This window comes from Gordonia paraffinivorans NBRC 108238, from assembly GCF_000344155.1.
Taxonomy (GTDB): domain Bacteria; phylum Actinomycetota; class Actinomycetes; order Mycobacteriales; family Mycobacteriaceae; genus Gordonia; species Gordonia paraffinivorans.
Genome location: NZ_BAOQ01000030.1, coordinates 37,477 through 62,261, shown reverse-complemented (window position 1 = coordinate 62,261; position 24,785 = coordinate 37,477). Strand labels below are relative to the sequence as shown.

The 24,785-nt window shown below is 69.9% G+C and carries 23 protein-coding genes; 10 read left to right on the top strand and 13 right to left on the bottom strand.

The window, feature by feature from the left end:
* Positions 1–29 precede the first annotated feature (29 nt).
* From GP2_RS15100 to GP2_RS15090, 3 genes are all read right to left on the bottom strand, one after another.
* A complete protein-coding gene (locus GP2_RS15100; RefSeq protein WP_006901394.1) occupies positions 30–1,301 on the bottom strand; it encodes an acyl-CoA dehydrogenase family protein in 1,272 nt (423 codons plus the stop codon).
* Between the two features lie 43 nt (positions 1,302–1,344).
* Positions 1,345–2,742, bottom strand: coding sequence for a phosphotransferase family protein (locus tag GP2_RS15095; protein WP_040527170.1), 1,398 nt, complete (start codon positions 2,740–2,742; stop codon positions 1,345–1,347).
* Positions 2,743–2,908: 166 nt separating this feature from the next.
* Positions 2,909–3,277 (bottom strand): YybH family protein, encoded by a 369-nt coding sequence (locus GP2_RS15090; protein WP_006901392.1) that lies wholly within the window; start codon positions 3,275–3,277, stop codon positions 2,909–2,911.
* A 97-nt stretch (positions 3,278–3,374) separates the two neighbouring features.
* Between GP2_RS15090 and GP2_RS15085 the strand changes: the two genes are divergently transcribed.
* Positions 3,375–4,256 carry a LysR family transcriptional regulator gene (locus GP2_RS15085; RefSeq protein WP_006901391.1) on the top strand — a complete coding sequence of 294 codons (882 nt, stop codon included), beginning with the start codon at positions 3,375–3,377 and terminating at the stop codon, positions 4,254–4,256.
* 19 nt (positions 4,257–4,275) lie between these two features.
* Here the strand turns inward: GP2_RS15085 and GP2_RS15080 are convergent, their stop codons facing one another.
* Genes GP2_RS15080 through GP2_RS15070 form a run of 3 tightly spaced genes read right to left on the bottom strand, consistent with a single transcriptional unit; the run spans position 4,276 to position 6,188 of the window.
* A complete protein-coding gene (locus tag GP2_RS15080) occupies positions 4,276–5,049 on the bottom strand; it encodes a hypothetical protein (RefSeq protein ID WP_006901390.1) in 774 nt (257 codons plus the stop codon).
* A gap of 16 nt (positions 5,050–5,065) precedes the next feature.
* Positions 5,066–5,497: a CoA-binding protein gene (locus GP2_RS15075; RefSeq protein WP_006901389.1), complete on the bottom strand. Its 432-nt coding sequence runs from the start codon at positions 5,495–5,497 to the stop codon at positions 5,066–5,068.
* A gap of 49 nt (positions 5,498–5,546) precedes the next feature.
* On the bottom strand, positions 5,547–6,188 hold the full coding sequence (locus GP2_RS15070) for a TetR/AcrR family transcriptional regulator (protein WP_006901388.1): 642 nt from the start codon (positions 6,186–6,188) through the stop codon (positions 5,547–5,549).
* Between the two features lie 108 nt (positions 6,189–6,296).
* Here GP2_RS15070 and GP2_RS15065 point away from each other — a divergent pair, with 108 nt between their 5' ends.
* Both GP2_RS15065 and GP2_RS15060 read left to right on the top strand, forming a co-directional pair.
* Complete coding sequence (locus tag GP2_RS15065; RefSeq protein WP_006901387.1) at positions 6,297–7,430, top strand: phosphotransferase family protein; 1,134 nt, start codon at positions 6,297–6,299, stop codon at positions 7,428–7,430.
* Positions 7,430–8,572: an Rv3169 family protein gene (locus GP2_RS15060; RefSeq protein ID WP_006901386.1), complete on the top strand. Its 1,143-nt coding sequence runs from the start codon at positions 7,430–7,432 to the stop codon at positions 8,570–8,572. The genes GP2_RS15065 and GP2_RS15060 overlap by 1 nt, the downstream gene beginning before the upstream one ends.
* 96 nt (positions 8,573–8,668) lie before the next feature.
* Here GP2_RS15060 and GP2_RS15055 read toward each other — a convergent pair whose 3' ends face one another.
* Complete coding sequence (locus tag GP2_RS15055; protein WP_006901385.1) at positions 8,669–9,760, bottom strand: polyhydroxyalkanoate synthase family protein; 1,092 nt, start codon at positions 9,758–9,760, stop codon at positions 8,669–8,671.
* 227 nt (positions 9,761–9,987) lie between these two features.
* On the opposite strand from GP2_RS15055, the gene GP2_RS15050 reads away from it, so the two are divergent.
* The gene (locus tag GP2_RS15050) at positions 9,988–10,557 is read left to right on the top strand and encodes a type 1 glutamine amidotransferase domain-containing protein (protein ID WP_006901384.1); all 570 of its coding nucleotides are present in this window, start codon (positions 9,988–9,990) and stop codon (positions 10,555–10,557) included.
* A gap of 34 nt (positions 10,558–10,591) precedes the next feature.
* Here the strand turns inward: GP2_RS15050 and GP2_RS15045 are convergent, their stop codons facing one another.
* Positions 10,592–11,206: a maleylpyruvate isomerase family mycothiol-dependent enzyme gene (locus GP2_RS15045; protein WP_006901383.1), complete on the bottom strand. Its 615-nt coding sequence runs from the start codon at positions 11,204–11,206 to the stop codon at positions 10,592–10,594.
* Between the two features lie 108 nt (positions 11,207–11,314).
* Between GP2_RS15045 and GP2_RS15040 the strand changes: the two genes are divergently transcribed.
* Positions 11,315–12,640 carry an aspartate aminotransferase family protein gene (locus tag GP2_RS15040; protein WP_006901382.1) on the top strand — a complete coding sequence of 442 codons (1,326 nt, stop codon included), beginning with the start codon at positions 11,315–11,317 and terminating at the stop codon, positions 12,638–12,640.
* Positions 12,641–12,670: 30 nt separating this feature from the next.
* On the opposite strand, the gene GP2_RS15035 is transcribed toward GP2_RS15040, so the two are convergent.
* Positions 12,671–14,680: an OPT family oligopeptide transporter gene (locus tag GP2_RS15035; RefSeq protein WP_006901381.1), complete on the bottom strand. Its 2,010-nt coding sequence runs from the start codon at positions 14,678–14,680 to the stop codon at positions 12,671–12,673.
* A gap of 207 nt (positions 14,681–14,887) precedes the next feature.
* On the opposite strand from GP2_RS15035, the gene GP2_RS15030 reads away from it, so the two are divergent.
* The gene (locus GP2_RS15030) at positions 14,888–15,529 is read left to right on the top strand and encodes a TetR/AcrR family transcriptional regulator (RefSeq protein WP_006901380.1); all 642 of its coding nucleotides are present in this window, start codon (positions 14,888–14,890) and stop codon (positions 15,527–15,529) included.
* Positions 15,530–15,556: 27 nt separating this feature from the next.
* On the opposite strand, the gene GP2_RS15025 is transcribed toward GP2_RS15030, so the two are convergent.
* A complete protein-coding gene (locus GP2_RS15025; protein ID WP_006901379.1) occupies positions 15,557–17,158 on the bottom strand; it encodes a GMC oxidoreductase in 1,602 nt (533 codons plus the stop codon).
* A gap of 432 nt (positions 17,159–17,590) precedes the next feature.
* Here GP2_RS15025 and GP2_RS15020 point away from each other — a divergent pair, with 432 nt between their 5' ends.
* On the top strand, positions 17,591–18,427 hold the full coding sequence (locus GP2_RS15020) for an SDR family oxidoreductase (RefSeq protein ID WP_006901377.1): 837 nt from the start codon (positions 17,591–17,593) through the stop codon (positions 18,425–18,427).
* Positions 18,428–18,497: 70 nt separating this feature from the next.
* On the opposite strand, the gene GP2_RS15015 is transcribed toward GP2_RS15020, so the two are convergent.
* Entirely contained in the window at positions 18,498–18,923 is a 426-nt protein-coding gene (locus tag GP2_RS15015) for a DUF5313 domain-containing protein (protein ID WP_040527179.1), read from the bottom strand.
* A gap of 186 nt (positions 18,924–19,109) precedes the next feature.
* Here GP2_RS15015 and GP2_RS15010 point away from each other — a divergent pair, with 186 nt between their 5' ends.
* Together GP2_RS15010 and GP2_RS15005 are read left to right on the top strand one after the other, a co-directional pair.
* Positions 19,110–19,607 carry a MarR family winged helix-turn-helix transcriptional regulator gene (locus GP2_RS15010; RefSeq protein ID WP_006901375.1) on the top strand — a complete coding sequence of 166 codons (498 nt, stop codon included), beginning with the start codon at positions 19,110–19,112 and terminating at the stop codon, positions 19,605–19,607.
* Between the two features lie 261 nt (positions 19,608–19,868).
* Complete coding sequence (locus tag GP2_RS15005) at positions 19,869–21,572, top strand: MDR family MFS transporter (RefSeq protein ID WP_006901374.1); 1,704 nt, start codon at positions 19,869–19,871, stop codon at positions 21,570–21,572.
* On the opposite strand, the gene GP2_RS15000 is transcribed toward GP2_RS15005, so the two are convergent.
* Positions 21,567–22,808, bottom strand: coding sequence for a DJ-1/PfpI family protein (locus tag GP2_RS15000; protein WP_255218635.1), 1,242 nt, complete (start codon positions 22,806–22,808; stop codon positions 21,567–21,569). The genes GP2_RS15005 and GP2_RS15000 overlap by 6 nt on opposite strands.
* Complete coding sequence (locus tag GP2_RS14995; RefSeq protein WP_006901372.1) at positions 22,805–23,434, bottom strand: TetR/AcrR family transcriptional regulator; 630 nt, start codon at positions 23,432–23,434, stop codon at positions 22,805–22,807. Before GP2_RS14995 ends, GP2_RS15000 begins: the two co-directional genes overlap by 4 nt.
* A gap of 119 nt (positions 23,435–23,553) precedes the next feature.
* Between GP2_RS14995 and GP2_RS14990 the strand changes: the two genes are divergently transcribed.
* On the top strand, positions 23,554–24,732 hold the full coding sequence (locus GP2_RS14990) for a CaiB/BaiF CoA transferase family protein (protein ID WP_006901371.1): 1,179 nt from the start codon (positions 23,554–23,556) through the stop codon (positions 24,730–24,732).
* The last annotated feature ends 53 nt before the right edge of the window (positions 24,733–24,785 follow it).

Sequence of the window (24,785 nt, the reverse complement as noted above, 5' to 3'; positions counted from 1 at the left end):
CACACCTTCTCGCATGCCGCCAAGCCTACTCAGGACGGCCGCACACCCTTGGGCGCCTTGCCCGACATGAAACCGAACAGGTATCCGGCGACGCGGCGCATCTGGATCTCGTCGGCCCCCTCGGTGATGCGGTAGCGGCGGTGGTGACGGTAGATGTGCTCGAACGGCTCGTGCCGCGAGTAGCCGCGACCGCCGAAGACCTGCATCGCCTGGTCGGCGGCGTCACAGCACAGGCGATTGGCCTGGTAGTTGCACATCGACACCTCGGCCGACGCCGAGAACGGACCGTATGTGTCCATCTTCCAGGCGGTTTCCCGGATCAGCGCGCGGACCATCGCACACCGGGTGTGCAGGTCGACGAGCGGGAACTGGATGGCCTGGTTGGTCGAGAGCTTCTTGCCGAACGGCGCGCGCTCGTTGGCGTACTCGACCGCCCGGTTGACGCAGTACTGCGCCGCACCGAGACTCGACGCGGCCTGCCGGATGCGGTTCTCGTTGAAGAAGTGCTGCACCACCTGCAGGCCGGCGCCCTCGGCGCCGAACACCGCCGAGTTCGGCACGCGCACGTCGCGGAGGGTGATGTGCGCGTGATCGGTCGGCATGTTGAACGTCCACAGGTACTCCTCGACGGTGAACCCGGGTGCCTTCGGGTCGACGAGGAATGCGGTGATGCCCGTGGCGTCGCCGGGTTCGCCGCTGGTGCGGGCGAAGACGATGTCGCGATGGGCGGCGTGGATGCCGGTGTTCCAGGTCTTCTCGCCGTTGATGATCCAGTCGTCGCCGTCTCGGACGGCGGTCGTCTCCATGTAGGTGGCGTCCGAGCCGTGATCTGGCTCGGTGATCCCGAACGCGAAGAACTTGGTGCCCGCCGCGAGGCCCTCGACCCACTCCTCCTGCTGTTCGGGGGTCCCGTATTCGAGCATCAGCAGCAGGCCGATGTTGTTGCCCACGATCGCGTGCTCGTTCTGCAGGTCGCAGTGCAGGCCGAGGCCCTTGGACGCGAGGTGCTCGCGGATGACCGCCATCGCGAGATTCGACCCGTCGCGCCCGCCGTACTCCTTGGGGAACGGGTACCGGAAGTGGCCGGCGGCATCGGCGCGCCGGCGGGCCTCGGCCAGGAGCGCCTCCCACTCGGCATTCGGCAGGCCGCCCCGCTCCCAGTCGGTCCGGGAGTCCTCGCGGCGGTGGTCGAAGAACCGGATGTTGTCGTCGGCCTGCTCGAGCGGCTTGATCTCGGCCTCGATGAAGGCGTCGAGCTCGTCGAGGTAGTCCTTGAGCGAGTCGGGCAATGCGAAGTCCACGGTGAATCCTTCTCGTCGGGGTCGGGTCGCCGGTCGGCGCCGGTCACGGGTGCGGGACGGCGAAGTACCTCGGGTTGGCCACCAGCAGCCGGGCGCGCACGTCGGCGACGACGGCGTCACGCACCTTCTCGTCCGCGGCGTCGAGCTCGCCGGACCACAGCGCGTCGCAGAGGGCCCGCTGGTCGGCCACTCCGAGTGCGGCCAGACGTGCGGCGCTCTCCGCGGCCTGCCGGGGCCCCAGCAGGATCTGGCGGCGCACCACGTCGACGACGTTTCCGGCGACGCGGGTGTGGAACCGCACCTGCGGCGACATCTCGGCGGTGACCGAGTCCGAGCGCAGGAATCCGGCGACCGCCTCGAGCAGCTCGAGCGAGCTCGGCTCGCCGTGGGGCGCCTCGTCCGGGGCGGCCACACCGGCCGCCAGCGGGTCCTCGACCATCTCCGGGGACACCAGGCCGAGGTCGAGGAGTGCGTCGAATTCCTGTTCCGCGCTGCGTCTTCCGATGGCGGCGAGCTCCACCGACCGTTCGACGCCGTCGAGATGCCGGTTGGCCTGCACCGCGCAGATCAGACCCCACTTGACGGTGGCGTAGAGCTCCCACCAGCGCAGGGTCTCCTCGTCCGGACGCCAGCCGGCGATCTCGGCGTAGGCGTCGAGCAGCGCCGCCCGCTCGCCCATGCCGGCGACCGGCGCGGCACCGCCGAAGCGCCAGGCCTTGGCGCACAGCCAGCCGAGGTCCTCGATCGGGTCGCCGATGTGGACCAGTTCCCAGTCCAGCACGGCGGCAACGCCTTCGGCGTCGATCAGGAGGTTCCCCAGGCGGAAATCGCCGTGCACGACGCATGTCTTCGGCGACGGCGCCGGCGGGTTGTCGCGCAGCCACCGGACCGCGAGGACGAGGCCGGCGGGCATGGCGTCGAACTCCCTCGGGAAGAGCTGCCTCAGCCCTTCGACGGGATCGGTCAGTTCGGTGAGACCGGGGGCCTCGACCGCGTCGATCTGGTGCACCCGTGCCAGAATCCGTCCACACTGCTCGACGAAGCGCTCGCGCGCGGTCGCATGGGCGCCGTCACGGAGGATGCGCCGGGGTATCGACTCGCCGGCGATGAACTCCATTGCCAGGTACGGAAACCCGAGGGGATTGTCGGCCCCGCCGAATGCCGCGTCGAGGATCCGCGGGACCGGGACCCCGGCGTCGGCCGCGGCCCGCAGGACCTTCGCCTCGTCGGCGAGCCCGCCGTCGTCGGCGGCGGACGGGACGGCGCGCACGATGACCTGCTCGATCCGCCCATCGGCGTCGACGAGGTCGACCGCATACGTCGCGCGGCTCGCGCCGGCCGGCAGTTGTCGCGCCGAGACGACCGACACCGGGGTGCCGCGCTTCGACGCGAGCCGCCCGGCCACACGCGCGGCCACGTCCTGGGCTTCCGGCACTGACACGCAGATCCCGTCCTCTCGCTCCCTGTGGCACCGGCCCGCTCGCCACCTCCCGGCGGGTCGGGTCGGCCCGGTGACGCGGTTCCGGGGAGGTGCCGGTGTAATCCCCGCCACAGCGAAGCTAGCACGAGATCTGAATCCGGTGTCAGAAATGCCGGCCGGCCGGCGCTCACCGTGTGGGCGTGCAGAACTCGGGCTGGTCGATGACGCGTACCCAGGAACCGTCGGGGCGGCGCATCACCACCTGCGCCCGCGCACCGGCGCCGTCGCGGGGCGGCGTGGAGGTGAGGGCCAGGTCCTCTCCGAAGTAGAGCGTCGGCAACGGCGGCTCGGGAACGAAGGTCGGCCGCTGCTCGAGCACCGTCGCCCACAGGTCACGGATCGCCTGACGGCCCCGCGTCACCTGTCCCGGCGGGAAGGCCATCACGGCGTCCTCGTGATAGAGCGCCGCCACCGCGTCGGGGTCGCCGGCGTTCGAGTACTCGACGAACATCCTGGTCAGATCTTCGGGAGTGCGTGCGGTCTCGTGGTCGGACATCATCGAATCCTTTCGATCGGGACGTGTACCCCCACGGTCGATCAGATCCGGACATAAGTCCAGGTGATGTTTGTGATGCTCGCTATCATCAACAGTTATGGAGTTGCGGCAGCTCGAGTACTTCGCCGCGGTGGCGGCCGAGGGAAGCTTCACCGCGGCCGCACACCGCGTGCACACCACCCAGCCGAACATCAGCGCGCAGATCCGCAATCTCGAACACGAGCTGGGCGCGGCGCTCTTCGACCGATCGGGCCGCGCCGTCCGGCTCACCGACGCCGGCCGAGCAGCCCTCCCGGCGGCGACGGCGGCGCTGTCGGCCGCCGAGGACGTCGCCCGCGCCGTCGCCGAGGTCCGGGGCCTCCTCCGCGGGAACCTGGCCGTGGGAATGGTCGAGGGATGTACCGTCGCACCGCTGTTCGCTGCACTGGGCAGCTTCGGTGCGGCGCACCCGAAGGTCGGGTTGAGCCTTCGCGAGGCGCCCTCTGAGGAACTCGTCGCCTCGGTCGTCGACGGCGCGCTCGACATCGCACTCGCCGGCTACGGCGACACGCTACCGCGGTCGGTGGAGGCGCTGACGGTCGTCGACGAGCCGGTCGTCGCCGTCGTCCCGGCCGATGCCCCCGACCGCGGGCAGGCGATCGATCTCGACGAGCTCCGGCGGCACTCACTGATCTCCCTGCCGGAGGGCGCGGGAATCCGGGCCGTCTTCGACGCGGCGGCGTCCGCGCACGGCGCACCCGTCCGGCCCGCGATCGAGGCGTCCTCACCCGACGCGATCATCGAATTGGTGTGCAGCGGAATGGGAACCGGCATCCTCAGCGAGTCGATCGCGGCCGCCGACGAACGCGTCGTCGGGCGTGTGATCCGCGGCATCGACACCCGCGCGCGGCTGGGCCTGGTGTGGCGCGTCACGGCGTCGCCTGCGACGCGCCGGTTCGTCGAGATCGCGCGTGAGCACTTCGATCCCGCCGAACGGTGACGACACCGAATCCGACGGTTCAGCGCGGGAGCGCCTCCCCTGTCCCGTCGCGCTTCTCGGGCAGCGCGGGGTCGGCCGGGTCCTCGGTCGGCTTGCCGGCGATCCAGTCCCCGATGGTCAATCCCCGGCGTCCCCAACGCTTGTCGAAGCGGCGTGCGCGCGCCGTTGCCTTCTCGAGCTTCTCCGGCGAGTACCGGCGTCGAGCCCACGGGGACTTCGGCCGGGCGAGCCGGATGGCGCCCGTCCAGGCGAAGATCGGGATGAAGACGCCCACCACCGCCGTCGAGTACTTGCCCTTGATCACGCAGACGATCGCCGCGGCGATGTTGACCGGGGCGGTCACCGCGAACACGATCGGGCCGAACTCCACGTCGGTCTCGGCGTTGAACGGGTTGAATCCGAGGAGCACCATGCCCAGCGCGGCTACCGTGAGCGCCACCACCTGGACCGACAACTGCCCCTCGCGTGACCAGTACACGTCCTGCAGCCGCAGGATCAGTGCGAACTCGTCGAGCACGAGCGACGCGCCGATGCCGATCATCACCGCGCTGATCGCCGCCCCGGGCTCGACTCCGTTGACGCCCACCGAGATGAAGGCGCCCACGATGGTGAGGGCCAGGCCGGGCACCATGTGATGCACGTGGATGCCGCCGGACACGTTGTTGCGGAACGGCCCCTTGCCGGCCCGGATGAGCCGGGTGATCACGCGCGTCACGATGAACGTGACGACGAACGAGGCGAACAGCAGGAACAGCGGAAGTCGTTGATGGGTCAGATCATCGAGGAGTTCCACCGGTCACCCGCCTTCGTCACGCGGGCACGATGCCGGTGCGGCGCTGTTCGATGATCAGGCAGCGGTCCTCGACGTAGAGCAGACCGGCGTCCTCGGCGATCCGGCGGGCCTCGGGCGAGGTGATGCCGAGCTGCAGCCACAGTGCCGTGGCCCCGGCCGCGACGGCCGCCCGCGCGACCTCGGCGCACTCGGGTCCGGGGCGGAACACGTCGACGAGTCCGACCTGTTCGGGGATGTCGGCCAGCGACCGGTAGGCCTTCTCGCCCACGATCTCGTCCGCGGTCGGGTTGACGGGGATGATCCGCCAGCCGAGGTGCTTCATGTGCGCGGGCACCTCGTTGGCCGGTTTGGCGGGATTCGCACTGGCGCCGACGACCGTGATGGTGTCGTAGGTGGACAGGATCTTCTCGACGATCTCATCGGTGGTGCGGGGGTCTCGGGAGCTCATCCTGCGAGTCTATGTCCGCGCTGCGGCCGCCACGTGACGCCGGTCTCTCTCAGCGCATCACTCCGTGAAGCACCAGGGCCGCCAGCCGGTCTGCCCAGTTCTCGTCGAACATCGCGCCGTCGGCGTTCCCGCCGGGCCGCATCAGGACGTGGAGCATCGCCGATCCGCCGATGATCTCGATGAGGCGGTCCGGGTCGGCGTCGCCGCGTACCTCCCCGCGTTCGACGGCGACGACGAGACGCTCCCGCAGGGCGTCGAAGACCCCGGCGAATCCCGCGTGGACGCGGCGGGCGAGTTCGGGGTCGGCCGACATGTCGGCGATGAGGCCGGGCAGTGCCGCCCGGGTCACCGGGCTCGCGAAGAGCTCACACGCGGCGACGATCATCGTCCGCAGGTCCGACGCCGCCTCGCCGCTCGACGGCGGCAGACGGGTCATGTGGGCGAAGACGAGGTCGTGGACGAGTTCGGCCTTCCCCGACCATCGCCGGTAGAGGGCGGTCTTGGTGGTGCCCGCCCGCTCGGCGATCGCCGCCAGGCTCAGCTTCTGGTAACCCGCCTCGACGACGAGCTCCCCCGCGGCCGCGAGGACCGCGGAGTCGATCCGCGCATCCCGGGGTCGCCCGGCCGCGCCCTCGGGGCCGACGCCCCCATGGGTGTCGCGCGCCGGCGCCACGCCTCTCGAACCACTCATGAGCCCAGCCCTCTTCGGTCGTCGCGAATTTCCCGAAGACGCTGCGGGCCGTTCGCCGCTTCTGATGTCATTACGCTACTCACCGTAGCGAAACCATTGGGGGTTGTCGTGGCCACCGAACCCGTCGTCGAACACCTCGACCATCTGCAACGCTCCAGCCGGGACACGGCCTCGGTCCCGGCGACGCTCGCCGCCTGGCTCGCCGACCAGCCGGACACTCCCGACGCCGCGCCCGAGGTGACCGTCGAGGCCGGCGTCGACGCCAACGGCATGTCGTCGGAGACCATCCCGGTCACCGCCACCTGGCCGGGCTCGCCCGCCCGGGAGTGGGTCATGCGCATGGCGCCCGCGGCCGCCGACATCCCGGTCTTCCGCACCTACCGGATGGACCATCAGTTCGAGACGATGCGCCTGGTCGCCGAACTCACCGACGTCCCCGTGCCCCGCGTCCACCACCTCGAGCCGACCGGCTCACTGCTGGGCGCCCCGTTCTTCCTCATGGACCGGCTCGCCGGCGGCGTCCCGCCCGACGTGATGCCCTACACCTTCGGGGACAACTGGTTCGCCGATGCCTCCGCGGAGGACCGGCGGCGCATGCAGGATGCGCTGATCGAGGTGATCGCCGACCTCCACTCCATCCCCGAGCCCGCCCGCCGCTTCGGCTTCCTCCTCGAGGACCTGCCGCCCGGGGACACCGTCCTGGCACGGCTTCTCGCGTGGTTGCGCGACTGGTACGACCTCTCCGCCGAGGGCATCGGCCGCTCGCCCCTGGTCGAGCGCGCGCTGGATTGGCTCGCCGCGCATTTCCCCGACGACGCGGCCGCCGGCGAATCCGTCCTGTCCTGGGGCGACGCCCGGCTGGGCAACACGATGTTCGTCGACGCCGCGCCGACCGCCGTGCTCGACTGGGAGATGGCGCGACTCGGCCCGCGCGAGCTCGACGTCGCGTGGGCGATCTTCGCCCACCAGGTCTTCCAGGAGCTCGCGACCATGGCGGGGCTCCCCGGCCTCCCCGATCTCCTGCGCGAAGACGACGTCCGCGCAACATATCTCGACCGGACCGGCGTCGAGCTGGGCGACCTGCGCTGGTTCCACGTGTTCGCCGCGGTCCAGTGGTGCTGCGTGTTCATGCGCACCGGCGCACGGCGGGTCCACTTCGGGGAGATGGAGCGTCCCGACGACGTCGACGGCACCCTCTTCTACCACCGGCCACTTCTCGAACGTCTGCTGGAGGAATCCTGATGAGCCGCAGCGGCCTCGGCCCCCTCGACGAGTTCCCCATCCACCAACTGGCACAACCGATCGCGTGGCCGGGTGACTCCGACCGCAACTTCTACGATCGCGCCTATCTGAACGCGCACGACCGCAGCGGGAACCTCTTCCTGATCACCGGGATCGGTTACTACCCGAACCTCGGGGTGAAGGACGCCTTCGTGCTCATCCGGCGCCGGAACCCGGACGGTGACGACACGCAGACCGCCGTCCACCTCAGCGATGCCATCGACGACGACCGTCTCGACCAGCACGTGGGCGGCTACCGGCTCGCCGTCGACGAACCCTTGCGCACACTGCATCTCACGCTCGCCGAGACCGAGGGCATCTCGCTCGACCTGCACTGGGAGGGATTGTTCGACCCGTTGCTCGAACAGCCGCACCTCATGCGCCAGGGCACCAAGGTCACCCTCGACGCCCAGCGCTTCGCGCAGGTGGGCACGTGGCGCGGCCACATCACCGTCGACGGCGAGACCATCGACGTCGACCCGTCGACGTGGGTCGGCACCCGCGACCGCTCCTGGGGTATCCGCCCCGTCGGCGAGCCGGAACCCGCGGGGAGGCCTGCGGACCCGCCGTTCGAGGGGATGTGGTGGCTGTATGTCCCGATGGCCTTCGACGACTTCCAGCTCGTCCTCATCGTGCAGGAGGACCCCGACGGCCACCGCACCCTCAACGACTGTTCGCGCGTGTGGAAGGACGGACGCGTCGAACAACTGGGCTGGCCGCGGATCTCGGTCCACTACGCCTCGGGCACGCGAATCCCCACCGGCGCGACGATCTCCGCGACCGCGTCGGACGGCTCCCCCGTGACGCTGGAGGTCGAGTCCCTGCTGCCGGTGCCGATCCACGTCGGCGGCGGCTACGGCGGCGACCCCGACTGGCTTCACGGCATGTGGCGCGGCGAGGGCTTCACCGAACGCCTCACCTACGACATGACGAGTCCGGAGATCATCGGACGCATGCCGTTCGGGGTCATCGACCACGTCGGGCGGGCGGTGTGCCGGGAGGCCGACGGCACCTCCCGCACCGGCTGGGGCCTGTTCGAGCACGGCGCACTCGGCCGCCACGATCCCTCGGGGTTCGCCGACTGGCTCAGCGTCGCGCCCTGAGCGCGGTCCGCGGGCGCCGCCTGATCGTCGGCCCGCGCAATCGCTTGCCGCGACCCGCATTCGGTGGGTGAGCGGGCGGGACCGGCGCGGCGAGGGTCAGTCCAGTCCCGCCAGGAACTCGTCGATCCGCGGCCATGTCTGCTCGACTGCCGCCGTCCCCGCGATGAGCCCGAGGTGACTCGTCTCGACGGTGGTGAACTCCACCCGCGGCGATCCGGTGAACAGGTCGACGCCGTGGTGCGCGGCCTCCCAGCTGACGATCGCGTCGCGGTGGCTGCCGAACAGCTGCACGGGCACGCCGACCTTCGACAGGTCGATGGTGAGGTCGTCGAAGTGGACCACCCCGCTCGCCAGCTCGCCGCGCATGATGAAGTTCTCCCACATCTGCTCCGACGCCCGGCCCGGGTAGCCGGGCATCGTCTCCTGGAAGCGGTCGATCGCCTTCATCCGCGTGAGCGCCTCGGGGTCGTGGGCGTTGCGGATGATGTAGCCGGGCTTCTTGAGTTCGCGCTGCCAGGCGGTGCCCCGATAGGCGACCTGGACCAGCGGCGCCGGGATACCGCCGAGCGCCCGCAGCGCCAGCGAGACGGGTGCGGTGCCGATCGGCTTCATCAACGTCTTCACCAGCGGATACGGGGGCACCCGATCGTAGTCGAGGGGCGTGCCGACCGCGGTCATCGAGCGCACCGGCAGACCCGGGTCGGCCGCCAGCGTCAGGAATCCGATGGTCCCGCCCAGGCTCCACGCGATGAGGTCCACCTCGACGTTCGGGGCCTCGTCGCCGGACTCGTCGTCGGCGCGGTCGCCACCGAGGTCGGCGACCACCGCCGAGATCGCGCCGGGCACGATGTCGGTGACGAACTCCTCGAACCCGAGGTCGCGGTCCTCTCGGGTCATGTCGCCGAAGTCGACGACGTAGGGCACCCGCCCGGTCGCCAGGAGGTGCTCGACGAGGCTCAGTCCCGGGGTGAGGTCGTAGCAGTCCGTCGACACCGCCAGGGGCGGGATCAGCAGCACCGGCGGCCGCGATCCATCCCGCGCGGCTGCCCGGGCCGCGTCGTCTCCGTACCGAAGGACCCGCCGATGCGGCCCGTCGGCGATCACCGTGTGCGGCGTCTTCCTGGTCTCGGCGACCTCTCCGCCCCGCACCAGGTGGATCAGCGTCGCGACACCGTCGAGACCACCCATGTCTGACTCCTCCCCGTCGGCCCGATGCGCCCTCAGCGGCGCGTGGCGCAGCTGCACCCGCAGAGGGCGCGTGACGCAGCCATTCAACACGGCGCAGTCGGCCCGCCGATGGTTGGGGCCGGTGGCGCGTGGGTACCTCGGTGTTTCGGCGACCGAGACCAGGTCGAAGCAGATCAGACACTCGCACCGGCGTCCGAGGGACGGTCGGTGCCGGTGAGGAGGAAGTCATGGCCGAAGAACTCAACGACGTCACCGTCGCCTTCCTGGTGGCCAACGAAGGTGCCGAGCAGGTCGAACTCACCGAGCCGTGGAAGTCCATCGAGGCGTGCGGCGGCAAACCCGTCCTGGTCTCGATCGAGCCCGGCACCATCCAGGCGTTCGACCATCTCGACCGCGCCGACACCTTCCCCGTCGACGCGACCCTCGAAACCTCCCGGATCGCCGACTTCGACGCGCTCGTCCTCCCCGGCGGCGTCGCCAACCCCGATTTCCTCCGCGCGTCGGGACCGGCCGTGCGCTTCGTCCGGGGGTTCTTCGACGCCGGCAAACCGGTCGCGGCCATCTGCCACGCGCCGTGGACCCTCATCGAGGCCGACGTCGTACGGGGCCGCACCCTCACCTCGTTCCCGAGCCTGAAGACCGATGTCGTCAACGCCGGCGGCAATTGGGTCGACGAAGAGGTGGTCACCTGCCGTGGCGGCGACAGCGTCCTGATCACCAGCCGCAACCCCGACGACCTGCCCGCGTTCAACGCGGCGATCGTCGCGGAGTTCGCGCACAGTCGCGTGCCGAACTGACGCGGGCCGAACTGACGCGGGCCGGTCTCGGCGGTCACACCACCGAGATCGGACCGTTCTCCCGTCCCGTGAGCACGAGCAGGGCACGCTCCCCCTGCCCGGTGATGCGTGCCGCCTCGGCCGCGGTGGACAGCGCCGAGGCGAGCACCTCCGACGGCAGCGGCGTCGACGAACCGATCGCACGGGCGATGTCGAGTCCGTGCACCGCGAGTTCGAAGGTGCGCGTGGGCAGGTAGTGCGACAGCAGGATGCCGCCCCACGGGGTCGCGACCGGCCGGTCGGCGATGCCGTCGAGCGCCGCGGCGGCGCGGTCCCGACGTGCGGTGGCCTCGGCCGCCGGATCGTCGCCGAGTTCGACGCCGGCGGCGACGCCCCGGGCCGTGACCTCGGGTGCGGACGCCAGTCCCTGGATCCTCGCGTAGTAGTCGCCGACCGAGTCGATGTCGATCGCGGGTTCGGGTTGCGCGAGATAATCGGCGACGGTGGTCAGCGAGCGCGTCGTGTGCCCCACCAGCGAGCGCACCGTCCACTCGCCGAGACCCGGTGTCTCCCAACGATCGTCGGCGATCTCGCCGATGAGGCGCAGGAGATGGTCGGCTCCGGACAGATAGTCGTCGACCGCCTGTTGCAGATTCCGCTCACCCGACATGGAGTTCCCTTCTCGCTCGTGGAAAGACCCGCCTGCCGAGCCCACGATATGCCGTGCGCCGCTGTCCTCGATGCGCGAGGTGGGGATCGCACTCGTACCGTGGTCGCCATGACCACCGACACCACCGCCCTCGAACGGACCCCCACCGGCGTCGACACCCGCCACCTCGTCCGCTACGGCGGGCAGTTCTCGCCGGAGCTGATCGTGCGGGCCTCGGGCAGTTGGGTCGAGACCGCGAACGGCCGGCGCCTGCTCGATTTCACCTCCGGCCAGATGTCGGCGATCCTCGGCCACTCGCATCCCGACATCGTCTCGACCGTCACCCGGCAGATCGGCGAGCTCGACCACCTGTTCAGCGGGATGATCTCCCCGCCGGTGGCCGATCTCGCGGCGCGCCTCGCCGGCACCCTGCCCGACCCGCTGGAGAAGGTGCTGCTGCTGAGCACCGGTGCCGAGTCGAACGAGGCCGCGATCCGCATGGCCAAGCTGGTCACGGGAAAGCACGAGATCGTGTCGTTCGCACGGTCCTGGCACGGCATGACGCACGCCGCCGCGGCGTCGACGTACAGCGCCGGGCGCACCGGCTACGGTCCCGTGGCGCCCGGCAACTACGCACTCCCGACCCCCAATCCGTACCGGCCGGACTTCACCCGCCCGGACGGCACCCTGGACTGGCAGCGGCAGCTCGACTTCGGTTTCGAACTCATCGACGCCCAGTCGACCGGATCGCTCGCCGCCTGCATCGTCGAGCCGATCCTGTCCTCCGGCGGGGTGATCGTCCCGCCTCCGGGCTACTTCGCGGCCCTCAAGCGCAAGTGCGAGGAGCGCGGGATGCTGCTGATCGTCGACGAGGCGCAGACCGGCCTGTGCCGCACCGGTTCCTGGTATGCCTTCGAACGCGATGGCATCGTGCCTGACATCCTCACGCTGTCGAAGACCCTCGGTGCCGGCCTCCCGCTCGCCGCGGTCGTCACGTCTGCCGAGATCGAGCAGGCCGCACACGAGCGCGGCTACCTGTTCTTCACGACCCACGTCTCCGACCCGCTCGTCGCCGCGGTCGGGCTCACGGTGCTCGACGTGCTCCAGCGCGACGGCCTCGTCACCCGTGCGGCACAGGCCGGCTCGGTGCTCCGTGACGGGTTGCTGGAGATCCAGGCCCGGCACGAGTGCGTCGGCGACGTGCGCGGCAGTGGGCTGATGCAGGGCATCGAACTCGTGACCGACCGCGAGACCAAGCAGGGCGCCGACCGCCTGGGCGCGGCCATCACCGCGCGATGCTTCGAACTCGGACTGCACATGAACGTCGTGCAGCTGCCCGGCATGGGCGGCATCTTCCGGATCGCCCCGCCGCTGACGATCTCCGACGACGAACTCCGCACCGGTCTGGAGATCCTGGACACCGCGATCGGCGAATGCGTCTGCGCGGCTTCGTGATCGGGTGAGCGCCGGCCCGGCGGGCCCCGGTCAGGCCTGCGGGCCGCCGGCCTTTCCGCCGGTCTCCAGCGCCGGGTCCCCGCTCGCGGTCGCGACCTTCGTCGTGCGGTTGTAGAGGTAGGCGACGACGGCGGCGAACACGACGACGCCGAGGATCTGCGCCCAGGTGTCGAAGCCGTCACCGACGATCGCCAGCACCGAATCGTCGCCGGTGGCGGCGACGATCCCGGCGAAGACCACGCCGAACAGCGCCTCGCCGACGATGAGGCCGGTCGCCAGGAGGACGCCCATGCGCTTCTTGTGGTCGACCGCGCCGCCAGAGCGTTCGGCCCACCGGTTGTAGAAGTGACCGAGGAACGCGCCGACCGGGATGATGAGGGTCACCGACATCGGCAGGTACATGCCCATGCCGACGGCCAGCGGCGGGATGCGGAAACGGCCTGCGCGCCCGAGGAGTTCGTCGATGAGGATGACGACCGCGCCGATCAGCGCGCCCAGGCCGATCAGGCCCCAGTTGAGGTCGGCGCCCAAGACGCCCTTGGCGAGCGTGGACAGCAGGCCGGCCTGCGGCGCGGCGAGGGCATCGGGTCCGGCGCCGGGCGCGCCCACGAAGCCGAAGACGTCGTACATCAGGCCGAGGATCGGCGGGATGATGGCCGATCCGAACAGCACGCCGACCACCAGGGCGACCTGCTGCTTCCACGGCGTCGCGCCGACGAGCTGGCCGGTCTTGAGGTCCTGCAGGTTGTCGTTGGAGATCGTGGCGACGCCGAAGACGATCGCCGCGGTGAACAGCGTGTAGGCGATCAGCGCGTCGGTCTGCGAGTCGTCGGCGCTTCCGTACACGGCCTTGATGAGGATGGCCGCGATCAGCACGACGAGGATGCCCACGCCGGAGATCGGCGAGTTCGACGACCCGATGAGTCCCGCCATGTAGCCGCAGACCGCCGCGACGGCCAGGCCGATGACGAACACGAACACGACGCTGACCGCGATGATGCCGGCGGCGCTGCCCTCGAGAACGGTGCTGTGCACGAAGTCCCACAGCAACAGGCCGATCGGGATGAGCAACACCAGGATGCTGCCGCCGACGATGTTGAAGGGGATGTCGCGCTCGGTGATGTCGACCGTCTCGCCTTCCCGGCGCGACCGCGAGGACGCCAGCGACCCCTTGATCCCGCGGACGATCGGGCCCATCACCTTGATGAGGGTCCAGATGGCGGCGATGGCGATGGCGCCCGCACCGATGAGCCGGACGTCGTTGGCGAAGACACCGGACACCATGTCGCTCAGGGACTCACCGGGCTCTCCGGCGTTCTGGCTCTCGATCGGGAGCAGGACGCCGTAGGAGATGAGCAGGCCGATGAGCATCGCGATGCCGACGGTGACACCGACGAGGTGCCCGATGCCGATGAGGGACATGGACAATCCGGCGGTGAACAGCGTTCCGCCCGCACCGACCTTGATCGTGGCGGAGATGGTGTCGCTGAGCACCCGCAGCTTGGTGAGCAGCGCGAACCCGGCCGACGCGATGGACCCGATGATGATCGCGCGCAGGCCGGCCTTGTTCTCCTCGGCACCGCCGGCGGAGTCGCCGACCTTCAGAACTTCTGCTGCGGCAATGCCTTCCGGGTAGGGAAGGTCCGACCCGGTGACCAGCGCCCGCCGCAGCGGGATGGAATACATGACGCCGAGGATGCCGCCGATCGCACACACCGCGACCGTGATCCAGTACGGGAACCCCGTCCACCACCCGATCATGACCAGACCGGGGATCACGAAGATGATCGCCGAGAGCGTCCCTGCGGCCGATGCGATGGTCTGCACGATGTTGTTCTCCACGATCGTGTGATTCGCGAAGTTGCGCAGGATGCTCATCGAGATGACCGCGGCGGGGATGGCCGTGGCGAACGTCAGGCCCACCTTGAGCCCGAGGTAGACGTTCGCGGCAGTGAAGACGAGGGTGATGACGCCGCCGAGCAGGATTCCTCGGAGTGTCAGTTCCGGCAGGCTTTTCGCGGCCGTGGGCGTCGTCGCCATCAGGTCCCCTCAGACAGATCGTGACCGGTCGGCAGATTGTGTCCACACGCCGATTCACACGGTTGGATTCGATCCACCATAGGTCGGCGGGATCTGCCACGCACGCACCCCCGCCGGTTTCCCGACGGCGACCGCCGTCCGCGACGGCGGGCCGGACGGCCGCGGACACGGCTCGGGAGATCGGCGCCGGTAGGGCATCATCGATGCATGGCCGAGGGGAAGACGGGGCAGTCCGCGCGCACTCGCCATGCACTCATCACCGCGGCGGAGAAACTCATCGCCCTGCACGGCGTGGCCGCGGTGTCCAGCCGGCAGATCAGCAAGGCCGCAGGCCAGCGGAACAACTACGCGGTGGGGCACCACTTCGGCAGCAAGGACGACCTGATCCGGGCCGTGCTGACCGCCCACAACACGCCGATCGACCACCTCCGCCGGAAGGCCCTCGACTCGATCGGACCGGATCCCCGGGTGCGGGACTGGGTTCGGTGCCTGGTGGCCCCGGAGATCGAGTACCTCGCCGGTCTCGGCGCACCGACGTACTTCGCACGGTTCTTCGCCCAGGTCTCGGCCGATCCCGCGACGACGATGCTCCTCTACGAGCAGATGGGCGGTTCCGAACCGCTCGTCGCGATCCTCGAGGGCTTCTACGGGGCGTTGCCGTCCTTCCCGGACGACGCGCTGGAGATCCGCAACAACATGACCCGCCACATCATCGTGAACACGCTCGCCGACATCGAACGCGCCGCCGAGGAGCCCACGCACGTGCCGATCCCGTGGGAACGTCAGTGCGAGATCGTCGTCGACGCACTGACCGGCATGTGGCTCGCGCCGGTCTCCGCCGCTCCCTGAGGCGGAGCGGGCCAGGCCGGCGCGAGGTCAGATCGTCGTGCCGACATCCTCGGCGACGATGCGGTCGAGTGCGCGTTCGGCGACCGCGGCGATGGTCATCGACGGGTTGCAGGCCGCGGTGTTGCCGGGCATCAGCGCCCCGTCGATGACGTAGAGACCCCGCTGGCCCTTCACGCGCCCCTCGAGGTCGCAGACGACGCCCATGTTCGCGCCGCCCAGCGAGTGCCAGGTCGACGGGAAGACCGCGTTGGTGTCGGTGAGGATCGCATCGGCTCCGGCGATCTTGCGCACCGCACGGTCGATGTGCTTCGTCTGGATCTCGGAGTCGCCCTCGTGCGGCCACTTCAGGATCGCATCGCCGGCCGCCGAATCGTAGGTGATGACACCGCGCCCGGAGCTCACCCCGAACCCGACGAGCATCGTGGTCCCCGCATACACCGGGAGGGGCGGGAGCGATGCCTGGATGACGGTGAAGGCACTCTTCGGGTCGCTCCAATTGGGACTGCCGTACACGACCGGACCGCCCTGCACCGCGCCGAAGTCGATGCTCGGGCTGCTCCAGGTGTAGATGCGGTCGGCATTGGTTCCCCAACCGTGTCCGAGACCGTCGGGCAGATCGGTGATCGTCCCGGCCTCGCGCGCCCGGACGAGGAGCTTGGTGGTGTTCACGCTACCCGCCGACAAGATCAGCGCCTTGGTGATGATCTCTCTGTGCTCCAACACTTTTCCGGTCTCGTCGGTCCGCTCCACGTCGAGCGACCACCGGCCGTCGGGGCGCCGGGACACCTGCCGGACGGTGTGCAGCGTGCGCACCGTGACCAGGCCGGTGGCCTCGGCCTGACGGATGTAGGTGACGTCGACGCTGTGCTTGCCGCCGTTGTTGACGCCGATCGCGCCGTCGCCGTTGGTGTAGGCGGGCTTCATCTCGCCCCGGAGTTCGGCCTCGGCGTAGCTCCAGTCGATCGGCATAGGGATCTTCTGCAACGGGAGGCCAACGGACCGAACGCGTTTGGCGAACTGTCGGGGCGCGAGGTACTGCGGGGCGCGAACGAGCCGGTCCGGCGCGACGGCCACCTTGAGCATCTCGGCGACCCGCGGGTAATGCACCCGGTTCATCAACCGCCAGTCGAGCGCCTCGGGGAAGTGCTCGTTGAACACCGCCTCGCTGGGCTGGAGGGTCATCCCCTGATAGACGAGCGAACCGCCGCCGAGACCGGTGGGACACAGCGCCGTCATGTTCACCCCGGCGACCGATTCGAAAAGGCCCACATAGGGTTCGACGCTCAGCGGCCGACCGAACAGGTTGGGCGTGGACTCATGCCACAGCATCCGCTTGTCGGGCGCCGACGCCCTGGGGAAGGTTTCCGAGTTCGGGCCTGTGGGCCAGCGCTTTCCGCGTTCGAGCAACAGCACCGGAACCCCTGCCTGGGCCAGACGGAGAGCGGCGACGCCGCCGCCGAAACCGGAACCCACGACGACCACCCGGTGTTCGGAACGCGTGTGCCTCACCCGCCGGGAGGGCGCCGCCGACGCCCGTCCGGCGACCGGAGTCGCTGCCGCGGCCGTACCGGCGGCGGCGACGGCCGCGGCCTTGAGGAAGGTTCGTCTCGTCGGCAGAGGGCGGGACATGCGTCTCCTGTCGTCGATGCGGGACGCGCCGGTCCCGCACACACGTGCTGAGGGCCCGTGACCAGAACACGCCGCGGGCGGATACGAGCGGCCGGCGCGGATGCCGCGCCGCCGGGAGACAGTTTTTACATCGAGGCGCCCGTGTCAAGGGCAGCAAGGTTTTTCGGTCCCGATCCGGCACGAACGGACCACACCCTTGACAGACCATCAGTCATGTGACTGAATCGAGCGACGGGTCCGCGATCCAGCGCCTCCGGAGGTGGACGCCCGGGCAGATACGTCCTCTCGCGCGACCGCGACCCGGCCGCGCGGCCAGGGGCGTGGTGACCGGTCACGGTGTTCCGAGGGGTGCGCATCGTGACCTGGCCCGGCTCGGTCCGGGTCCGCCGAGGCGTTGCCGGGATGACGCGTTCTACGAGGGCCGGGGGCTGCATGTCAGATCACTTGCGGGACAAGACCATCATCGTGACGGGAGCCGGTGGTGGCTTCGGCCGCGTGATCGCCGAGAAGTGCGCCGCCCGAGGCGCCCACGTGGTCGGCGTCGACATCGACGCCGACGGGCTGCCCGGCGCCGTCGGCGCGATCGTCGCGAGCGGCGGGTCGGCCGTCGCGCACGTCGCCGACGTGACCGACATGCAGCAGATGAAGGAGGGCGCCCGCATCGCGGTCGAGCGTTTCGGGGCGATCGACGTGATCGTCAACAACGCGGGGGTGATGCCGCTGGCGTTCTTCGCCGATCACGAACACGCCTGGGAGAAGTGGCATCGTGCGATCGACATCAACATCAAGGGCGTCGTCAACGGGATCTCTGCCGTCTACGACCAGATGATCGCCCAGGGCCGCGGCCAGGTCGTGAACATCGCGTCGATCTACGGCAACGGCGGTTTCGAGGGATCGGGCGTCTACAGCGCGACGAAGGCCGCGGTCACCATGCTCTCGGACTCCTTGCGCATCGAGGCCAAGGGGAAGATCAAGGTCACCACGGTCAAGCCGACGGGGGTGGCCGGCACGGACCTCGCGAGCTGGATCGTCAACGACCGAGCGATCCGCGGCATCGTCGGTCAGCGTGCGGCGTCCTACAAGGAGCACGTCGGCGCGATGCTTCGGGGTGAGCTGCCCGAAGATCTGACCGACGTCGATTCGATCCGGTACTGGCTCATCACGCCAGAGGATCTCGCGGACGCCGTCGTGCACGTCATCGACCAGCCGTGGGGCATCAGCCTCTCGGATGTGACGGTACGTGCGAGCGGCGAGGACTACCTGTACTGAGGGTGCTGGCGATGAAGGACGTGCTCGCCATGAAGAGCGCGATCAGTACGGGGCGATCGGCACCGAGGGATCAGTACGGCCGACGGTGCTCGCCGCGGTACTTGCGGTGATACTCGTCGTAGAGGTCGGCGTTCTTCTCGCGCTCCAGCCGGTTGACCAGTTCCGGGTCGAGGCCGTGCTGGGCCAGGCGATGGCGCCGGTAGACGCGGTTGAGGGCGATCGAGAAGAAGAGGTACGCGAGGAGGATCGGCATCGTCATCGTGAACCGGACGCCGAAGTCAGCGGGGACCAGCCACATCGGCGCGAGGATGATGATGCAGGGGACCGCCCAGCGCACGACCATGCGCAGCGCGGCGCCCGGACCGGCGAGGTCGTTCTCGACCCAATCGAGCATCGACTTGGGCAGGGGCGCCCAGTAGGCGTACTTGATGCGCTGCCAGGCGCTCGGGGTCGCGCGTTCTGTCATTGATGTGCTCACCCTTCGATCGTGCACCATCATGGGCACAGGTCCCAAAAAGTTGCACTCCTCAACAGCTTGGAGAACGCCAGCTCACGGCGTTGCCGCGCGAGCCCAGCGTGGCCGAGAGCTCGGTGTTGCACGCGCTGTCGAGTGCGACGGGCCACACCGCCCCGGTACCCTGACCGCGACCTCTTCGCTCCACACCCGAAAGGACCCGCCCACATGACCTCGGATTCGACCGCCGCCGCACCGGGCGACCCGATCGACTCCGACGCCATCGGCGGCCTCGAGGCCGAGCTCACCGACTTCTGGCGGCGCGGGCGCATCCGCACGCGGCTGCGGGCGCGGGCGATCGATCCGCGTCTCGACCCGTCCTGCTACCCACTCATCACGGTCCTGGCCAGGCACAACTCGATGCCGATGTCCGAGCTGGTCAGCGCCGTGGGCATGGAGAAGTCGACGGTCACGCGTCAGATCGACGCGGTGGAGCGGCTCGGTCTCGCCGAGCGGCACCCCGATCCCCGCGACGCCCGCGCACGAGTCGTCACACTGACCCCGCACGGCCGCGAACGCGTCGATGCCGTCCTCGCCTCCGCCGTCGCCGAGTGGCGCGCACGCCTCGCGAAGTGGGACCCGGAGGACATCCGAACCCTCACCCGCCTGCTGCATCGCCTCAGCGAGGCCGCCTCGGACGACCACGCCCCACACGCCGACGCCTGAGACAAACGCCACACCTGCGGGACGACCGGGAAACATCCGAGATAGTTGCGCGTTACACCTTTCACGCCCTATAGTTGCAGTATTCAACTACTTGGGCGACGCCCTGCCCGTTTTCACCGGCCTCCGGCGCGCGTGACCGCGATGTCGACGGCGCGCGTGACCGCGATGTCGACCGAGCCCACGTCGACGCGCCCTCCGCGCCCGCCTGATCCGCACCGTCGTCCACCGACGGCGCCCTATACGACCCGAGGAACCGCCTGCATGACAACGTCCCCGATCCGCGTCGAACCCGCGGACACCCCGATGACGCATCGCCAGCGCATCAACGCGCTCATCGGCCTGCTGCTGGGCATGTTCGTCGCCCTCATGTCGGCGACCATCGTGTCCAACGCACTGCCGACGATCATCACCCAGCTGCACGGAACCCAGGATCAGTACACCTGGGTGGTCACCGCGACCCTGCTCGCCTCGACCGCCGCCACCCCGATCTGGGGCAAGCTGTCCGACGTCTTCAGCAAGAAGCTGCTCGTCCAGCTGTCACTGGCCGTCTTCACCATCGGTTCGATGCTGGCGGGCCTGTCGACCACGGTCCCGATGCTGATCGGCTTCCGCGTCGTCCAGGGCCTCGGCCTCGGCGGCATGCAGTCGCTGGTGATGATCGTCATCGCGTCGATGTTCAGCCCGCGTGAGCGCGGCCGCTACCAGGGCGCGATCGCCGGCGTCATGTCGATCGCCACCGTCGCCGGCCCGCTGCTGGGCGGCGTCATCGTCGACACCAGCTGGCTCGGCTGGCGCTGGACCTTCTACGTGTGCGTCCCGCTCGCGGTCATCGCGATGATCGTCGTCCAGCGCACCCTGAACCTGCCGGTGATCCGTCGCGAGGTCCACATCGACTACGCGGGAGCACTGCTCATCTCGGCCGGCGTCAGCGTCCTGCTCATCTGGGTCACCTTGGCCGGCAAGAACTTCGACTGGGCCTCGGCGACCTCGTTCGGCCTCGTCGCGCTCGGTCTCGCACTGCTGGCGGTCTCCGTCTGGGTGGAGTCCCGGGCGAAGGACCCGATCATCCCGCTGTACCTGTTCAAGGACCGCACCACGACCCTCGCGACGATCGCGAGCATCGCGGTCGGCGTGGCCCTGTTCGGCGGCGCGGTGTTCCTGGGCCAGTACTTCCAGATCGCCCGCGGCTACTCCCCGACCGCGGCCGGCCTGCTGACGCTGCCCATGGTGATCGGTTCGCTGGTCTCGGCCACCGTGTCCGGACGCCTCATCACCAGGTTCGGGCGCTGGAAGGGCTACCTGGTCGCCGGCTCGGTCGTGATGGCCCTCGGGTTCGGCCTGCTGGCCACCATCGACTCCACCACCGACATGACCCTCGTCGGCTGCTACCTGTTCACCCTCGGCGTCGGCATGGGCATGACCATGCAGAACCTGGTGCTGGCCGTGCAGAACACCATCGCCCCGCGCAACCTCGGAGCGGCCACCTCGGTGGTCACCTTCTTCCGGTCCCTGGGCGGCGCCGCCGGCGTCTCGATCCTGGGCGCGGTGCTGTCCAACCACGTCGCCGACCTCATCGCGCAGGGCCTGCGCGCAGTGGGCATCACGCAGACCGGCTCCGGCGGTGCCGGCCTGTCGAACCTGAACGAGCTGCCCGCGCCGATCGAGGCGATCGTCCGCGGCGCCTACGGCGACGGCACCGCGCGCATCTTCCTCGTCTCGATGGGGATGGCGCTCGTCGGCACGCTGGCGGTCCTCTTCATCAAGGAGATCGCGCTGAACACCCTCAATGCCGAGGACCAGCGTCGTGCCGAGCTGATCGAGGAGGAGATCGTCCTCTCCGCCGCAGACGCAGACGCCGACCTCGCGCACGCGGTCACCGGCGACGCCATCGCCGACGACACGCGGCCGGGTACCTCCGCCACCGCCGAGGTCACCGGAAGCCCGGACGCCACGCGGAACTCATGACGACCGCCGGCGAGCGGCGTTGACGCCGAGCCGGATCGACTGCACGACGGCGATGTCGTCGATCACCGGGTCGAAGGCGAACCGATCAGGGGAGTGCAGGTACGTCGCCTCGAGACCGCCGGGGAGCGCGGGGGCGGCCGCCCTCGTGCGTGCCGCCTCGGCGCCCGGCACCAGCAGACGGTCGAGGCCACCCGCGCCGGGCACGTCGGAGGCCGGGATCACCGTCACGCCGTGCCGGGAGGTCACCGGTTTCCCGTCGTGGGACACCGCGGTGAGGGTCGCCAGCCACGACAACTCGGTGTAGGGCCGGAACGCCGAGGCGAGTTCGATCTCGCCGACCCCCGGCGTGAGGAGCACGCCGTTGTGCGGCCGGTCCCAGCGGAACGCCGCACCGAGCGCGAAGGGCAGGTCGGCGGGCCGCAGTCCCGGCGTCTCGGTCTCCACCCCGGCCCCGGAACCGTAGCCCCGCCAGTGGATCTCGTCGGCGATCCGGGGCAGCTCGGCAGACCCGCCGAGTCGTTCGACGACCCGCATCGCCGCGTCGATGCCCGACAACACACCCGCCGAGCTGATCGTGGGACCGTCCTCGACGAACCGGACAGAGTCGACCCACTCGGTGTCGCCGGGGTCGCGCCGCAGTCCGACGAGCTTGAGCCAGTGCGTCGTCGCCCGCCGCCCGTCGAGGATGCCGGCGTCGGCGACGTCCGCCGCGCCCACGCAGACACTCATCACGACGGTGCCCGGATCGTGGGTGAGAGAGTCCCTCACCCAACGCATCTCACCGGACCGGTCCCCATGCATCTGCGAGACGACGATGACGTCCGGACCTCCCCCGGTCATCTCGTCGATCTGGGCGAAGGTCCGCTGTGGCAACACCGTCAGTCCACCGCCGAGCATGACCGGCTCGGCACGCTCGGCGACGAGGAAGACGTTGACCACGCCGGACCGCGCGAACACCTCGTAGGGCGCCAGCGTGTCGGCGATGTTCGTCCCCTCCGCGGCCAGGAGGATCGCCACGGTTGGCCTGGCCGGATCGAAGTCCGGCGCACGCTGGGCCGCCACGGACCGCTCGGCCGGCTCCGCCCCGACCGGGTGCGGATAGACCTGTGCCGCAGCATTCTTCGCAGACGGGAGACCGACCACGACCAGGACACCCGCCGCGGCGAGGAGCGAGATGGCCGTCCACGCGGCGATGCTCAGCCCCTTCCGCAGACGCGGGCGCCCCGCGGAGCTCACGGCACCGATTCCGCGACCTGCCCGCCGACGACGGGCACTTCTCTGCCCGGCGGCGTGACGGCCCCGACCATCGTCGCCAGGATGAGTCTCGGGGCGTCCTCCGCGTCGATCCCACCCTCGTGGACGGCGGTCGACGCCCCGTGTGTGACGGAGTGCAACAACGTCACCAGCCAGCCGGTCGAGATGTCGTCGCGGAACGCCCCGGACCGCTGGCCGCGGGCGAACACCGCCTCGGCGGCGGCCATCGGCTCCGCGTGCGCGAAGGAGAGTTCGTCGACGGGGAGAATCCGTTCGGCTGCGACGAGGAGCGCACCGTGCTGGTGCGTCACCGACCAACTGGCGTCGACGAGTCGCGCCAGCGCCTCGAACGGGTCGCCCTCGTCGAGCCTCGCCGCGTCGATGGCCGCCGTGGTCTGGGCGAGCGCCCGGTCCACCGCGGCGGCGATGACCGCGGCGCGGTTGGGAAAGTGTCCGTAGAGGGTGACCCGACCGACCCCGGCCTCCTTGGCGATCACGGACACCGACGCCTTCGGGTCGCGGGCGAGCACCCGGATCGCGGCGGCGAGGATCGCCTCGACATTGCGTTGCGCGTCCGCGCGTTGCGCGCGTTCGGAAGACCCTGACACGAGAACCTCCTGCTGATCGTCCCGGTCGGATGTCCCCACGCTAACACAAGTCGAACACAGATGTTCGAGATATTTCCGGACGCGTTGACGGATCGGGTGGGGCAGGTGATCCTTGGCCGGTGGAATCGGACCGGTCGAACGCTCCCCTACCTCTCGAGGGCATCACCGTCATCGCGCTCGAGCAGGCCGTCGCGGCCCCGCTGGCCACCCGTCACCTCGCCGACCTCGGCGCCCGCGTCATCAAGATCGAGCGGGTCGGCGAGGGCGATTTTGCCCGTCGCTACGACTCGGCGGTCCGGGGCGGTGCGGGAACGCATTTCGTCTGGCTCAACCGCGGCAAGGAGTCGGTCGAACTCGACCTCAAGAGCGAATCCGGGATCGCCGCGCTCAGGAGACTCATCGCCGGGGCCGACGTGTTCCTGCAGAACCTGGCTCCCGGGGCGGCCGCCCGGCTCGGCCTGGGCGCCGACGAACTCCGCGCCGATCACCCCGGACTGATCGTCGTCGACATGTCCGGCTACGGGGATGCCGGCCCCTTCCGCGACCGCAAGGCCTACGACATGCTCGTGCAGGCCGAGACCGGGCTCATCTCCGTGACCGGCACACCGGACACCATGACCAAGACCGGCATCCCGTCCTCGGACATCGCCGCCGGCATGTACGCGCTGACCTCGGTGCTGTCGGCGCTGTTCCGCCGAGAGCGGACGGGAGCCGGTGCGCGGGTGGCGGTCTCGATGTTCGACGCGACCGTGGAGTGGATGGGCCACCCCATGTACATGCAGCTCTACGGCGGAAAGCAGATCGCCCGGGCCGGACTCGGGCACGCCGCGATCGTGCCCTACGACAGGTACCCCACCGCCGACGGCGACATCCTGATCGGCGTGCAGAACGACCGCGGCTGGGACGCCCTCACGCGCGTCGTGCTCGGCCGCCCCGACCTCGCCGACGATCCGCGGTATCGCACCAACATCGATCGGGTGTCGCGCCGGGCGGAGGTCGATGCGCTCATCGCCGCCGAGACGAAGCGCTTCCCCACCGCCGAGCTCGACCGCCGGCTGGCCGCCGCCGGCGTCCCGGCCGCCCAGATCCGGGACCTCGCAGGGGTCGTCGACCATCCGCAACTCGACGAACGGGACAGGTGGCGCGAGGTCGACACCGAGGTCGGGCCGATCAGGGCCGTGCTGCCCCCGATGACGTTCGACGACGTCGAGCTCGCGATGGGCCCGGTGCCTGCCCTCGGGGAACACACCGAGGCCGTGCTGCGTGAATTCGGCATCACCGACGACGACCGCGCGTAGCCGATCCAGCTCGGCACATGCCCTCCCGGCGTAGAATCGGCCGGGCAGACCTG